The 14,583-nt window shown below is 67.9% G+C and carries 12 protein-coding genes and 1 pseudogene; 5 read left to right on the forward strand and 8 right to left on the reverse strand.

The annotated features are described in order from the left end of the window. Positions 1-87: 87 nt before the first annotated feature. From ACIODU_RS01615 to ACIODU_RS01625, 3 genes are all read left to right on the forward strand, one after another. Positions 88-1,761, forward strand: coding sequence for an esterase-like activity of phytase family protein (locus tag ACIODU_RS01615; protein WP_401762672.1), 1,674 nt, complete (start codon positions 88-90; stop codon positions 1,759-1,761). Between the two features lie 190 nt (positions 1,762-1,951). After that, positions 1,952-2,200: a type II toxin-antitoxin system CcdA family antitoxin gene (locus ACIODU_RS01620; protein WP_356418497.1), complete on the forward strand. Its 249-nt coding sequence runs from the start codon at positions 1,952-1,954 to the stop codon at positions 2,198-2,200. Further along, positions 2,197-2,598, forward strand: coding sequence for a PIN domain-containing protein (locus ACIODU_RS01625; RefSeq protein ID WP_356418494.1), 402 nt, complete (start codon positions 2,197-2,199; stop codon positions 2,596-2,598). Before ACIODU_RS01620 ends, ACIODU_RS01625 begins: the two co-directional genes overlap by 4 nt. Before the next feature lie 112 nt (positions 2,599-2,710). Here ACIODU_RS01625 and ACIODU_RS01630 read toward each other — a convergent pair whose 3' ends face one another. After that, positions 2,711-3,310: a hypothetical protein gene (locus ACIODU_RS01630; protein WP_356418491.1), complete on the reverse strand. Its 600-nt coding sequence runs from the start codon at positions 3,308-3,310 to the stop codon at positions 2,711-2,713. Positions 3,311-3,631: 321 nt separating this feature from the next. Beyond that, positions 3,632-4,222 carry a TetR/AcrR family transcriptional regulator gene (locus ACIODU_RS01635; RefSeq protein ID WP_401762677.1) on the reverse strand — a complete coding sequence of 197 codons (591 nt, stop codon included), beginning with the start codon at positions 4,220-4,222 and terminating at the stop codon, positions 3,632-3,634. Between the two features lie 170 nt (positions 4,223-4,392). Between ACIODU_RS01635 and ACIODU_RS01640 the strand changes: the two genes are divergently transcribed. Further along, positions 4,393-5,115, forward strand: coding sequence for an alpha/beta hydrolase (locus ACIODU_RS01640; RefSeq protein WP_401762680.1), 723 nt, complete (start codon positions 4,393-4,395; stop codon positions 5,113-5,115). Here ACIODU_RS01640 and ACIODU_RS01645 read toward each other — a convergent pair. The 6 genes and pseudogenes from ACIODU_RS01645 to ACIODU_RS01670 all read right to left on the reverse strand — a co-directional run bounded on the left by ACIODU_RS01645 (position 5,108) and on the right by ACIODU_RS01670 (position 12,770). Further along, positions 5,108-6,466: a VWA-like domain-containing protein gene (locus ACIODU_RS01645; protein WP_401762683.1), complete on the reverse strand. Its 1,359-nt coding sequence runs from the start codon at positions 6,464-6,466 to the stop codon at positions 5,108-5,110. The genes ACIODU_RS01640 and ACIODU_RS01645 overlap by 8 nt on opposite strands. Positions 6,467-6,552: 86 nt before the next feature. Then, the gene (locus ACIODU_RS01650; RefSeq protein ID WP_401762686.1) at positions 6,553-7,845 is read right to left on the reverse strand and encodes a sigma 54-interacting transcriptional regulator; all 1,293 of its coding nucleotides are present in this window, start codon (positions 7,843-7,845) and stop codon (positions 6,553-6,555) included. Positions 7,846-8,037: 192 nt separating this feature from the next. Beyond that, positions 8,038-9,603: a hypothetical protein gene (locus tag ACIODU_RS01655; protein ID WP_401762689.1), complete on the reverse strand. Its 1,566-nt coding sequence runs from the start codon at positions 9,601-9,603 to the stop codon at positions 8,038-8,040. A gap of 1,512 nt (positions 9,604-11,115) precedes the next feature. Continuing rightward, complete coding sequence (locus tag ACIODU_RS01660) at positions 11,116-11,253, reverse strand: hypothetical protein (protein ID WP_401762692.1); 138 nt, start codon at positions 11,251-11,253, stop codon at positions 11,116-11,118. Between the two features lie 270 nt (positions 11,254-11,523). After that, complete coding sequence (locus tag ACIODU_RS01665) at positions 11,524-11,832, reverse strand: hypothetical protein (RefSeq protein WP_401762695.1); 309 nt, start codon at positions 11,830-11,832, stop codon at positions 11,524-11,526. Between the two features lie 70 nt (positions 11,833-11,902). Then, a pseudogene (locus tag ACIODU_RS01670) lies at positions 11,903-12,770 on the reverse strand (IS5 family transposase). A gap of 612 nt (positions 12,771-13,382) precedes the next feature. On the opposite strand from ACIODU_RS01670, the gene ACIODU_RS01675 reads away from it, so the two are divergent. Next, on the forward strand, positions 13,383-14,252 hold the full coding sequence (locus tag ACIODU_RS01675; RefSeq protein WP_401762698.1) for a hypothetical protein: 870 nt from the start codon (positions 13,383-13,385) through the stop codon (positions 14,250-14,252). Positions 14,253-14,583: the final 331 nt, after the last annotated feature.

Genomic DNA, 14,583 nt, shown 5'->3' on the forward strand with positions numbered 1-14,583 from the left:
ACCGGACCGGCCATTTCGAACCGTGGGTTCACCCGGGCTCACCCCGCCGTCGGCCCGGCGTTCACCGGCGAGCGCGAGGTTCAAGCCATGACTTCAAGCCCCTTCTCTCGCAAACACACCCGGATCGCCCTCGCGATCGGTGCCACCGTCGCCGTCGTGGGGGCGGGCACCGTCGCCGCCCAGGCCTCCGGCTGGCTGTCGGCCCCGTCCCACGACTTCGGCGCGACCGCCGACTCCTTCTCCGGCCACGGCAAGGTGACCGGAAACGTACTGCGGAACGACTCCGGCGCGACCGCCGTCGTACGGAACACCGATCCTTCCGACGGTACGGTGACGGTCGGCGCGGACGGCTCGTTCACGTACACACCGAAGTCCGGCTTCCGGGGTACGGACACCTTCACGTACACGACGACGGACGCGGTGCGGCTGTTCAAGGACGCCGGCCCGAACGGCGCGCCCCTGCCGCCGCTCAAGGAGGTCGCGGGGCCGAACGGCACCACCACCAGGATCTCCGGTGAGGGTTTCGGCTCGTCGCTCGCCCCGGTGCCGGGCAAGGCCGGCTACTTCTACGGCCTCACCGACCGGGGGCCGAACGCGGACGGCCCCGACGGCAACAAGTCGGAGATGCTGACCGACTTCACCCCGCAGATCGGCGAGTTCAAGCTGGTCGACGGCACGGCGCGGCTGGTCAGGCAGGTCACGCTGAAGGGGCCGAAGAGCCTCGGCGGGGTGAAGTACAGCGGCCGGCCGCCGCACGACACCAGCGAGGTGATCAGCGACGTCGACGCGACCAACGCCAACGGCGGTACGCCGACCCCGGTCGCCAGGGACGCGTACGGCTACGACTCCGAGGGCCTGGTGGCGCTGCCGGACGGCACGTTCTGGGTCTCGGACGAGTACGGGCCGTACGTCACGCACTTCGACGCGAAGGGGTACGAGCTGGGCCGGCTGACCCCGTACAGGAACAGCCCCGACAACGCGTCCCACAAGATCGTCGGGTATCTGCCGGCCGAGCTGGCCAACCGGGTCAAGAACAAGGGCATGGAGGGCCTGACGGTCACGCCGGACGGGTCGACGCTGGTGGGGATCATGCAGTCCGCGCTCCAGCAGCCGGACCTGGGCGGCACGAAGGCGGCCGGCGTCTCGCCCGCCCGGATCGTCACGGTCAACCTGCGGACGTACCAGTCCAAGCAGTACCTGTACCTGCTGGACAACCCGGGGACGACGGGGAGCGCGAACAGCGAGATCACCGCGCTGTCCGGCACGAAGTTCCTCATCGACGAACGTGACGGCAATTTCGAGCCGTTCGCGCAGAAGACGCTGTACGAGATCGACCTCAACGGCGCCACGGACGTCAGCGGCCTGACGATCGGCGGCAAGTCGCCGGAGGCGTTCGTGGGGGCGGGCACCACCAACGCGGCGCTGGCTGCGCTCACCGGCGCGGGCGTCCACGTCGCGCAGAAGCAGCCCTACCTCAACGTCGGCACGCTGGTGAGCCAGCTCGACCCGACGGGCAAGTTCTTCGCGCACGACAAGGTGGAGGGCGTCGCGGCCGCGGACGGCGGCAAGACGCTGTACCTCTCGAACGACGACGACTTCGGCATCGACACGATCGCGGTCGACCCGGACGGGAAGTGGACCATCCACCAGAAGGTGCTGCCCCCGACGGGCCGCACGGACAACGCGGAAATCCTGAAGGTCGACACCACCAAGCTCCCGGCGGTCCTCAAGACGGTAAAGGTAACGGTCCACGTCCGCTGACGCTCCGCGCGCGGCGACGATCCGCCGGTTGTGACGATCCGATGGCGGTGACGATCGCCGTACGCCGGCGCGCCCAGCGCCCGCCGGGGCCGCCCGCCCACGTGGTGGGCGGCCCCGGCGGCGTGCGCCGCGCCCTCTCCGGAAGGGAGCAGGACAGGCACCGTCGCGCATACTCCAGTATGCTTCTCTTATGTCCTCCACGACGCGCATTACCGTCACCCTGCCGAGCGACCAGGTGGCGGAGCTTCGCAAGCTCACCGACAACGTGTCCGGCTACGTGGCCGAAGCGGTGGCCCGCCAGATCCGGCACCAGCTTCTGGGCGACGACCTGCGGCGCCACGAGGAAGAGCACGGGAGGTTCAGCGAGGAGGAGCTGGCGCGGGCCCGCGCGGAGATCTCCGGTGCCGCCGGTCCCGCCAGGGACGCGGACGCCGCGTGAGTGAGCGCATCGAGACCGTCGTTCTGGATTCGGAGGGGCTCTCGTCCTGGATCGGACAGGACCGCAGGTTCCTCGCGCTGCTGAAGGTGTTCCACGAGATGGGCGCCGACCTGGTCATCGGAGCGAACACCATCGTGGAGGTCTGCCACTCCCGCACCAATGTGCCCCGCCTGAACTGGGCCCTGTCGCGCATCAAGGTGGAACCGGTCACGGAGCAGGCGGCGAAGGCAGCCGCGGGCCTCCTCAAAGAAGCGGGACTGCACGGCCACAAATACGCCATCGACGCCACGGTGGCGGAGGTGGCGCTGCGTCAGCCGAAGCCGGTCGCGCTGCTGACGTCCGACAGCGACGACATGACCAAGCTCTGCGGGAGTCACGTCCGGGTCGTCCCCCTCTGACCCGCACGGCTCCGGGCGGCTCGGCTCGACGCGGCGCGGCGCGGCGCGCGGAACGCCAAAACGCCCGGCCGGGAGGGCCCGGTCGGGCGTGTTGGGGTGCTGTTGGCTCCGATCAGATCGTCGGAGTCTCGTCGACGACCTCCTTGTGCGGTTCGACGACGAACTTCCAGCCGTCGCTGGGCTCCAGGAACCGCACGCGGGTCGGGTAGATGTCCAGGGCGCGGCGGTCGCGGTTCTGCGTGCTCGTGCCCTTGCGGCCGCGGGCCGGCTCCTCGAACAGGTCGACCTTGACGTCCGGCACCGCGGCGACTTCCTCGCTCCAGCGCTGGACGACCCCGACGCCGAACGCGTCGCGCGCGGCGGAGTAGAGCGCGTCCAGGGATTCCTTGGTGCCGTTGGGCACGAAGAGGGCGAGGTTCAGAAGAACGCCGGCGCTCTGGAGGACCTCGATCTCCTCCCCCGTCTTGTCGGCGACCCAGATCCCGCGCTCTTCGGCGTTGTCCGGGAGGATATGGCGCTCCTCACCGAATACCGTCCTGGCGGTGAAGGACCCTCCCTCAAAATTCTTGCCCGGCTCTGTGAGGGAAGCCGGGGCGTAGCAGTCGAGAGGAAGACCATCCATCTCCGCCGAAACAAAGATGCTGTCTTGGAGGCCCAACTCCGAAACCTCTTCGGCCGTAAGACGTCGAGCCGTTACCTTCTCGGTATTCACGCCATTCCCCTTTTTTCGAGGCGTCCTGTAAACCCGTCAAGACTCTACCACGAAACAAGGCGCCAGTTCCCATTGCGCACTTCTCGGGCCGGGGAACATCTCAGGTTTCTCCGCCGCTTTTCTCCTTCGGCGGGGGATGTGGATTTTCATTCGACCGGCGGCGATTCCTGTCGATCCAGGTCGTCAAATGCCCGGTCAGAGCTGCTTACTTGACCTGTGGGCCGCCCACTTGGCGCCATTCGGACAAACCTGTTCGCATTTCGCACGAGGACTGACCCCGCATTTATCTCCGGGCGTTTACGCACATGCTTCCCGCCCGGTTCAATTCTGTCGGCGCAGTCCCGCGACGAGCAGGCCGATCAGCCGGCGCGAGTCGTAACGGGGATTGTTCCCCGCCCCCACGCACAGACTGGCGACCCCACGCAGAAGCTCGTACACGTCCTGGCCGGGCCGGATTTCCCCGGAATCGACGGCGGCGTCGAGCAACTGGGTGCACACGGGCACCAGCCGGTCGAGGAAATAGGAGTGGAGCGGATCGAAACAGGGATCGTCCGACTGCAATACGGCGGCGAGTCCGAGCTTCGTGACCAGGAAGTCCACAAAAAGGTCGATCCACAGCCCCAGGGCGGCGTGCGGGGTCACGCCGGACGCCAGGAGGTCGGGGCCGGCCGCCGCGAGGGCCTCGACCTGGTGGCGGTAGACGGCCACGATGAGGTCCGCCCGGGTCGGGAAGTGGCGGTAGATCGTCGCCGTACCGACGCCGGCCTCGGCCGCGATGTCACGGAGCGGCGCCTCGACGCCCGCCTTGACGAAGACCGCGGCGGCCGCGTCGAGCAGGGTCTTCTCGTTGCGCCGGGCGTCCACCCGCTTGGACCGGGCCTTCGGCCCCGCACCCTGATCGCTGCCGCCCATCGCTCCCCGTCGCTCCAGATCCCCGCGCTTCGGTCCCGTACGGGATTGATAAACGGTACACCGTCCCGTATTTTCGACACCATCCGAAGGAAACGGGACAGCGTCCCGTTTCTTCGTCGTGCGCGGAGCTGTTCCGTACCCGCGCACCCCCCGAGCGGAGCGAGAGAACCATGTCGACCTACCTGTTGGTGCACGGCGCCTGGCACAGCGGACAGTCCTGGGACCGGGTGGCCCCCCTCCTGACGTCGGCCGGGCACCGGGTGTACGCGCCCTCCCTCACCGGCTACGGCGACAAGGCGCACCTGCTCGGACCCGAGGTGGGGCTCGACACGCACGTCGAGGACATCGTCGCGCTGATCACCGACGAGGACCTCACCGACGTGATACTCGTGGGACACAGCTACGCCGGACTGGTCGTCTCGGCCGCCGCCAACCGCGTCCCGCACCGGACGGGCCGGTTGGTCTACCTGGACGCGATGGTCCCGGAGGACGGCGAGAGCGCGGCCGACGTCATGCCCGTCAGCCAGGTCCTCATCGACCGGGCCCTGACGTCCGAGAGCGGCTGGCGGGTCCCGCCGCTCCCCGAACTCCCGCCGCCTTTCGGCCTGTTCGGGGTCACCGATCCGGAGGACGCCGCGTGGCTGCGCACCCTGCTGTCGGACCAGCCGGTGCGCTGCCTCCAGCAACCGGTCCGCCTCGACCACCCGGCCGTGCACACGATCCCCCGTACGCACATCCACTGCACCGTCGTGCCGGACGGCTTCGTACGGCGGCCCGTCCCGGCGACGCAGCCCAACGGCACCCCGGCGCAGGTGTTCGAACTGCCCACCGGCCACGACTGCATGATCACGCTGCCGACCGAACTCGCCGACCTGCTGCTCAAGCTCAGTTGATGGTGACGACGCGGGCCCACGACGGTGGAGTGGTCGGGATGTATACGGGGTCGTCGTCCTCGTCCGTGACGAGGGCGGGGCGGGGGAAGAGGCCCACCACCGTGCGGCAGGGCGGCGGGGCGGCGGGCCACGGGGTCTGGCCGTCCGTCAGGGCAACGATCACGTCCGGGCGGGCGCGGGAGCGGAGTGCGCGGGCGAAGCCCGAGCGGAGGTCCGTGCCCCCGCCGCCGATCAGTTCGACGTTCTCGGCGCGGCAGAGCGGGGCGGCGATCCCGGCCGCCGCGTCGCAGGAGATCACCGAGACCAGGTCACGCCGTCCGCCCAGCGCCCGCGAGATCGCCGCGACCTCCACCAGCGCGCTGCCCAGTTCGGCGTCGCTCACCGAACCCGAGGTGTCGATCACCACGTAGACCCGGGGTGGCGTACGGCGCAGGCTCGGCAGCAGCACACCGGGCACACCGGCCGAGCGGCGGGACGGGCGCCGGTAGCTGTGGTTCTCGCCCGTCCCCGGCCCACTCGCCGCCGAGCGGATCGCCGCCCCCAGCAACCGCCGCCAGGGCTGCGGGGGTTGGAACGCCACGTCGGCCCAACGGCGCCACCCCTCCGGGGCGTCGCCCGGCCGGCCCCTGATCCCCTCGGCGACCCGGAACCGCACCGCGTCACGCTGCTGCCCGCTCAGCCCGTGCGCCCCGTCGGGGCCCAGCTCCCAGGGCCGCTGCTGCCCGTCGGCCCCGCTGCCGCAGTCGAGCCACGCCAGGTCCCCGGTGAGCCCCGACATGGACGACCGCCGCAGGTACTCCTCCATCAACAGCCGTTCGGGCAACCCCAGGAGAGACGGCAGCACCGCGCCGGAGGGCCGGGGCAGGCCGTCGCCGTAGATGTCGTCGTTGATCTCGAAGTCGGCGGCGATGTTACGGCGCAGCCGCTCGCCCGGCCCGTACTCGTCGTGCTCCCGCGCGTACCGCTCGCCGCGCCCGTGATGGTCCCGGAGCAGGTGGGAGACCTCGTGCACCCAGACGCCCGCCAGCTCCTCCACCGGCATGCGCGCCACGAAGCCGGGAGAGACGTAGCAGCGCCAGTGCGCGTCCACGGCCATCGTCGGCACCGACCGGTCCTCCACCACGTGCAGCGCGAAGAGCGCGCTCGCCAGGTACGGGCGGACCTTTACGGCGTGGAGGCGGGCGGCCAGCAACTTCTCTGTGTCCAGGGGGAGTCCGGGGCTCGTTTTGTTGTACGCGGTCCGGTCGTACGAGGTCCGGTCGTACGGAGTCCGGTCGTACGAGGTCCGGGGGCCGGGTGGTGCCGTCGGCACGGTGGCCCGCACCGGGCGGGGTGGCGCGGGGCGGGGCATGGGGCGGGGGCGGGGGCGGGATTGGGGTTGGGGTTGGGGCTGGGGGTGGGCTTCGGAGCAGGGGCCGGGGTGCTGCGCGGGGTCCGTCATCGGCGTGCCCCCGCCGTGCGACCGGCGTCGGCCGCCCCCGCTGCCCGTACCACCGAACGGTCCGCCCGCCGGGCCACACCGATCACACCGACCAACCGTTCCACCGCCTCCGGCACCTCCCACTCGTCGCGCCGCAGCGACGCCAGCGCCGTCGCGGGGGCGACGAGGAGGTCCGGGGCGCCGGTCTCCAGCGCCCGTACCAGCACCGCCCAGCCCGCGTCCCACCTCGCCCGCTCGGGCCGCGCCCCGACCGCCGCCACCACCGCCTCCAGCGCGGCCTGACGCAGATCGCCCCGTACCGGCAGCTCGGCGGAGGCCGGGTCGGCCAGCAGCGACTCCGGGTCCGGGAGGTCCATCCGGTCGAGATGGGCGAGGAGTTCGAGGCCGGGCCCGTCGCCGACCGTGCCCCGTACCAGCAGGGCCAACACCTCCCGCGAGACGTCGGCCGCCGTACCGAACGCCAGCAGGGCCAACGCGGCCTCCCAGCTCCGGGGCGAGGGCCAGGCACCGCCGCGCCGGGTCTCCGTACTGGGCAGCCGGTGGATCAACGTCGGCCGGGCGCGCAGGAATCCGCAGACCGCGCGGAGGGCGAAGGCCACCGCCTCCGGCAGGCGTTCCGGCGCCAGCCGGGGCGGTTCCGCCCGGGGCCAGACGCCGCCCAGCCCGCGTACCACGACGTCGCGGTCGTGCACCCAGTACAGGTGCACGAACCGGTTGGCCAGGGGCGGGCTCAGCTCCCATCCGTCGGCCGCCGACGCGCTGGGGTTGGCCGCGGCCACGATTCTTACGTCGGGCGGGAGTTGGAGCGCACCGACCTTCCGCTCCAGGACAACCCGGAGCAGGGCGGCCTGAACGGCCGGGGTGGCGGTGGAGAGTTCGTCCAGGAAGAGCAACCCCCGTCCGGCGCGCACGAGTTCCACGGCCCATTGCGGCGGTGCCATCGGCACTCCCCGTACGGCCGGGTCGTCGCCGACGATGGGCAGCCCGGAGAAGTCGGTCGGCTCGTGGACGCTGGCGATGACGGTGGTCAGCGGCAGGTCGAGGGAGGTGGCGAGTTGGGTGAGGGCCGCGGTCTTGCCGATGCCGGGCTCGCCCCAGAGCAGGACGGGCAGGTCGGCCGCGACGGCGAGGGTGAGTGCTTCGAGCTGCTCGTCGGGGCGGGGCTCGGTGGTGCTGGAACGGAGGAGGGCGAGGAGGTCTTCGGCCAGGGTCAGTTGGGGGTTGGGGTGAGGGTTGGGGTGGGGGTTGGGGGCGGGGGCGGGGGCGGGGTGGAGCGTGGTGGAGGTCATGGGCATCACCTTGGGTGGGTTGAGGTCGAGATGGCGCGGAAATGAGCCGGTCTGTACCTGAAGGCGGGGCATGGGCGTGCAGCGCCCTAGGTGCGGGCGCGGTGGGCGGTGCGGGCGCGGTGGGCGGTGAGTTACGGGCGGCTGGGCAGCCGGTACGGCAAGCGGTACGCGGTCAGGTCAGGTCAGGTCAGGTCACGGCTGGGTGGTACGGGGCCGGTTCCGCCTGCTCCGCTTGAGGAGTACGGCGGGAGGTGTACGGCGGTCGAGGCGGGGGCGGTGGGTCGCCTCCGCATACCTGGGGTCCGCGGCCGTTCCGCGCCCCGCCGTACCGGCACCGGAGTGCGCGGGGACCAACCCCGCGCGGTATAGCCCGTGTTCGACACGGCGGGCGGCGGCTGATTCCAGTTCCTCCCGCAGCGGCCCGTCACGCAGGAACGCGCTCGGCCCGAGCAACCCCTCGACCACGGCCAGCGCCCCGGCGACGTCGCCATGGAGCAGCCGTTCCCGTACCGCGGGCAGTGCCTCCGGGTCGCGGTGCACCTGGTCGATGGTCCGCAGACAGGGCAGCGGGGGGCCGCCGAACGCCACCAGCAGTTCCTCCCGGCGCAGTTGGGCCCGGGTGTGGTCGATCGCGGTCAGTGTGCCGTCCCGCAGCGCTATCCGGTGGAGCTCGCCCCGGCACTCCACCCGGTGCGGATCACCGGGCGGGTCGGCGGGGTTGGGGCTGGGGGCGGGGGCGACGGCGGGGGCGTGGGTGGACAACAACACCGAGCCGGACGGCGGCCGGGAGCCGAGAGCAGCCCGCGCCGCCGGCACTGGCCGCGCTGCCGGCACTGCTCCCGCCGCCCGCACCGCCAGCGCCCCGGCGACGAGCGGATGCAGCATGTCGGCCGCGATCAGCCCGTTCCGTAGCAGCTCCAGATCCGGAAGGACCCGGGCCGCCGCCTCCGGCAACACCGGAAGCGCGGCCACCTCCTGCGGTGGCAGCGTCTCCCGCAAGATCCGGAACGTCGGGGCGTGGCTGTCGTCGGGGGCGACGAGTTCCAGTACGGCGCGGCTGCGCGTTCCGAGGCGCACGGTGAAGGGCCCGCGAGGGCGCCCCTCGGCCCGCAACAGCAGCTCCGCCTCGGCGGCCCAACTGGCCGACGCCCAGGGGGAGGCAGACGCCCGGCGGGAGGGCGGCGCCCAAGGGGAGGGGGGCGCCGCGCCCGTACCGCACCGCCACGCCAGTTCGCCGCTCCGCTCGGAGTCCCAGAGATGCCGGTGCAGATCGAGCCGGAAACGCCGGTGAGGACGCGGGTGCGGGTGCGGGTGGCCCGGGCCGGTGCCGCCCCCGGACTCCTCCCACAACCCCAGGGACATCCGCTGCCCCGCGTCCGCCCGGACCGGCGGTGTCCGCACGACCAGGTGAGGCGGCGGCGCGGCGCCCGAACTTCCGTACCGGGCAAGGGAGATGGTGAGGCCGGCCCGAAGCCGCCCGTCGGGCGCGCTCCTGGGCATGTGCCAGCGCAGCAGATCCGGCGCCAGGCGGCGCAGGTCCGCGCGGAGGCGGGTGGCGAGTTCGGTGCCGTGGCGATCGCGCACGGCGCGCAGATCGAGATCGACGTCGACTCGGGCGGCGGCGCACGCCCCGGCCCAGTCACCGACCGCACGCCGTGCGGTCGCGGTCTCGATCATGGACGGTGGTACGGCGTACTCGCGCACGCGCTGCCACATCAACAGGTGGGACGGAATCGGGTTCTCGGAGCGAAGTGCCATCAGCACTCACCTTGCGAGAACGATTCCCCCGATCCGTACGAGGAGTTGTAGTTCATCCCGCGCATCATAAGCACCACGCCGAGGATCTGTCAGCGGCATGAGGTCCCACGTGACGAACGCGCCGATCCGTGAGGCATGGGGCCGCAGCCACAGAGAATGGCCCACCGCGCCGAGCATCAGGATGCTCCCACCTTCTACCGACGGTACCGTCGACGACGACCTGGCAGCGGCGTAGATGGACGAGAACATGGGCTGGTCGCCTTTCAAACAATCGACCCGTGCGTCTTCGTAGGGACGCGGGAGACCTCGGAAATCCCTATTTTTATCGCTCCGAAGAGACCCGCCGTTTCTCTAGCCGACAAGCAAGCATGGGCGGATACGGCCCCGTCGACGGTCAACTCGCCCTGTCCGGACATGGCGCCATTGACTTCGGCATCTGGTCGGACGTCCCCGAGGAGCGTGTGGCAGGAGTAGTCGATGACGGTGGAGTACTGGTCAACAGACCGTCGTACACGGTAACGGCGTCTTGAACACCTAGCGTACGTTCAGCGTGAGCAGGTTACGCTTTCTTGTGGAGCAGCGTGACCTTAGTCCGCCATGGTCGGGGCGTTGACGAAAATGGCGGTGTGCGGACACCGCTCCGCGAAAATTCAGTGACGGGTTACGTTGGCGCTTCCGAAGTAGTTTTGCTCTCAAGGGTCACCTCGCGCAGCATCCAGTTACGGGAGCGTGAGGGGCAGGATAGCGCCTTGCTCGATCGGCTCGAGCCCGTTCACAGGGCTCTAGATTGCTGAACTCATTGACACCGCTGGTGAAAAAAGCATCTCTGGCTGCGCTTTGCCGAAGAACGTACATAGTGACCATCCCTTCATTGTTACCGCAATGCAGTAGGAATTAGCCATCGCCCTGTCGCGTAAGTTCGGTGGGAGGTGTTGACGTCGAACTCCATCCGTCAGACATACCAGCGCTGTTCACAAGATGTAGCTCGGCAACGACATTGACTCCGCCTCGTCGCGAGCCCGTTGACACCCAATAGCTGCTACCTCGCCCCGGAAATGGATGTCCACAGAAAAGGACCGTCCAGGCACCGTACGTCACGACCCACCCGACCATCACCGCCACGCTCGGCGTCGACACCGTCGCCCCGAGAAATGCGGCAACACTCGAGCAAGCCTGACATTTTTGTCCTTCAGCTCTGCATTGCACGCGCGAATTTGAAGCCGCTTCTGGCGCCGATTAACGATTTCGAACAAATTCAGAGAATGAGGTGGATACAGGATACGGCTTAGGCCGACCGCTTGAAATTGACCCCCGGTTTGCGAACACGATCTATCACCAAGAAACTCAAGTGAGCGGCAATTTTCGGAACGCAATGTGCTGCGGCCCTAGCAGTCCCCCGCCAGTTCGCGGCTCGCTTTGCCCGACCAGGCTGTGGACCTCCCAGCCCTCCGAACCTGCGGGACCGGCTCGGTCAGAGTTCATCCATACCCGCCCGCAGGCCCCTCAAGCCTCCTAGTGAGGAAAGTGCTTGTCCACGGGACGCTGCGCGATGCATCCGCCCACACGGAACTTGGCATTCACGATCTTGTCGGGGTCGGTCGCCTCCCCCAGGAGCCGGGTGGCCGGCACCAGATGCAGGGGAAGCTGCATTCCGAGTCAGCAGCGACCCACCGGGACGCGGACCACACCCATCTCACCCCCTTTCAATGCGAGCCTCGCCGTCCTTGGGCCGGTTAGCGCGGGAACGAACGGCCAAGGGCGACTTCCAACCAGTTGCTCAGCCGCCCTGTCCGCCCGGCCAAGCGCTGGGGGGCTCATCCAGCCCACAGGACAGCTAGCCAATGGCATCCTCAACGAGCGTGGCCACCTAGCTACGGGTATTACGAGTCCTTAAACCTAGATATAGGTGCGCAGATGCCACTAGGCCGTGTTTTGGAAGTGGCGGGTGGCGAGCCAGATGATGAGGTCGCTCGCGATTCGGCCGATGCTGTTCTCGGTGGTCACGTGGTGTTCGCGGTGGGTGGTGTCACGGCGGACGATCTCGTAGCCGCCTTTGTCGAGGACGGCGACCGACGCGAACCAGGGAGGGTCGTCCTGGTCGGGCTGGATGACGACGAAGGTGTTGTCCGTGCCGTTGAGCTCGCTGATCAATTCGAACAGGGCGTCCTCGGACGGGTCGTCGATGTGGTCGCCGTTTTCGCTGTCCGCGCAGTAGTACTCGGCGGCCACTGGACTTCTCCCCACGGTGCGCTGTCGGTTCGGACGTCAGCATGGCACGGCCGTAGGGGCCGTCGGCGGGTCACAGCCACTGCTGGATCGCCGCGATCTGGACCGTCGCCTCGAAGCGAACGGCGAGCTTGTCGTACCGGGTGGCCACGGACCGGTGCTGTTTGAGGCGGCTGATCCCGCACTCGACCGCGTGGCGGGCCTTGTAGTCCTGGCGGTCGAAGGCCGGCGGACGGCCTCCCGCGCTGCCGCGCCACTTACGGTTGCGGATCTGGTCGGCCGGCTCGGGGATCGTGCACCTGATCCCGCGACGGCGCAGGTAGGCACGGTTGGCGCGCGAGGAGTACGCCTTGTCGCCCCGCACCCGCAAAGGACGCACCCGGGGGCGTCCGCCGGCGGTGCGGGCACCCGGATCGCTTCAAGGACCGGCTCTAACTGCGGGCTGTCACCCCGCTGGCCCGCGCTGACCAGCAGCGACAACGGCTTCTGCCCCTGCTCGCAGGCCAGATGAATCTTCGTGGAGAACCCGCCGCGTGAGCGGCCCAGCCCGTGATCGTCCGGCTCGGTCCGCGTCCCGCCCGCAGGTTCCTTCTGCCCGGCACCGTTCCGGCGGGCACCGGCGGCATGCTATGGGCCCGGCAGACCGTCGAATCGACGTTCACCTCCCACGCGATCAGACCCGCAGCATCAGCCCTGACCTGCAACGCAGTCAGGATCTGGGCCCACACGCCCTCGCGCTGCCAGCGCCTGAACAGCCCATACACGGTCTGCCGGTGCCCGTACTCGACCGGCAGATCCCGCCACGGCACACCGGTCCGCACCCGCCACCGCACCCCGTCGATCAGCCGCCGACGGTTGCGAACCGGACGCCCCAGCCCCACAACCGGCAACAACGGCTCCAGCACCGACCACTGCTCATCAGACAGATCCCCACGCCCCACACCTAGATCATCACGATATGACACACGGTCAGGGACTCAGTTCCAAAACACGGCCTAGGGTTGTCCCACCGTGTTCAGTTTTCGCGCATCCGGGTAGGTAGGACTCCATACTCAGGGACAGCAGGCCCATACACCAACGGGTCATGTCCGGACACACCCCTGCGGCAACGTATCGAAGCTGTCGGGCTACCACTTTTGAACACGAGCCAAACTCCAGTTCTGCTACTCGCCTTTCAGCGGCGAGTCATGCACGTCGCTCCCTTGGCTTGGCATCCCACGCCAGCTCCTACTCCACTGGCCATGTACTCACATCCCGTCCATCGCCACCTACGGACACTGCAAGTTCGACAAGTCCGGGGTCGGTGAGCCCGAGCCGGCATTCATTGAAACCCAGTCGGCGATCTGCCGAGGCCACCCTCAGGCACGTCCTCGCCCAGCTCCACGCTTTCCAGATCTGGATGGATCACTTCAAAAAATTCACCCATGCAGATAGAAGGAATAAAATGGTGTAAATTCCATCAAATTTGATCAGTCTCCGATCATAAACTGAGCAAAAACGTAAGAACTATTCGTCGACTGGCCTAATGGCGAGTCTTGTGTCAAGGTCTCCACATGGACGAATCCGAGACGATCCACCGTTCCGAATTTCCGATCCCCACCGTTGTTGTCATCACTCCGGACATGGCGAGCGAGATCTTGAGGCGAAATACTGGTAACCGACCAGTAGATAAATCGCTGGTGACTCAGCTCGTTGGCGAGATCCATAGGGGGAGCTGGCAGGTAACCCATCAGGGGATCGCCCTCGATGGCCCACTTTCCAGTGGGAACCTTGTGGATGGCCAACACCGCTTGCATGCAATTATGAAGTCAGGTAAAGCAACGCCGGCCTTAGTATTCGAGAATATCCCTCCGGCAACGTTTTCAGTCCTAGACACTGGAAAACGCCGGTCCGGTGGCGATGTACTCGCCCTCACCGGCGAACGTGATTCCACTCTGCTTTCCGCGACCATTCGCCACGTATATCTCTTCCGGACCTTTCCAACTGGTAGCTGGGTGGGTAGCAGCTCTCGAGTCACAAACAACGAGCTTCTTGCTATTTTTCGAGCCCAGCCGGAGGAATTCCGTACGGCGGCCAAGCAAGGGAGGATCCTTGGTAAGGAAATGGGTTTGATTCCTACAGCAGCGGCGTGCGCCTACTTCCTGACTGTTGAATCTGCACCGGTAGCCCAGGTAGGAGAGTGGATGCGGGGGCTAACAACACAGGCCAACCTCGACTCTGACGACCCCAGGCTTGCCCTGATCAAGGTAATGAGCCAGCTTCGAGGTGGTGGCTCCCAGCGACGACGGACTGATACGCGCGGCCAGGTCGGCCTCTACATCAAGGCATGGAATGCTTGGGTGTCCGGTAGGCCGGTCAAATCACTACGCCTGCAAAAGGGGGAGAAGATTCCGCGCCCCATCCAGATGCTCATCGCCGAGTGACCCTATATGGCCGATTCCACGTTTTCATATCGAGAATCCAGTGATGACTACATCCACAGCGACACTTGTTTTGCTGTTCGCACTAACAGTGTTACTGCTCGGCGGCCTTCTGTTTCAGGTAGTTCGTGCCCGTCCAGCGCTAGCCACCCCCCTTGTAGTTGCCATAACAGGTATGACGTTGACTGTCGCGTGTGCCACAGTAGTCACCAGTCGATGACATCCTGCGGTTTCCGCGCCACAGACGAACAGCCATCAATGTTGAACTCAAGATCGCCAAGAGGTGGATGACGGCCTTTCGAGTAGGTCGGAGAGTGACCTTGCTGTGCTCAAA

Source organism: Streptomyces sp. NPDC088261 (assembly GCF_044740805.1).
GTDB lineage: Bacteria > Actinomycetota > Actinomycetes > Streptomycetales > Streptomycetaceae > Streptomyces.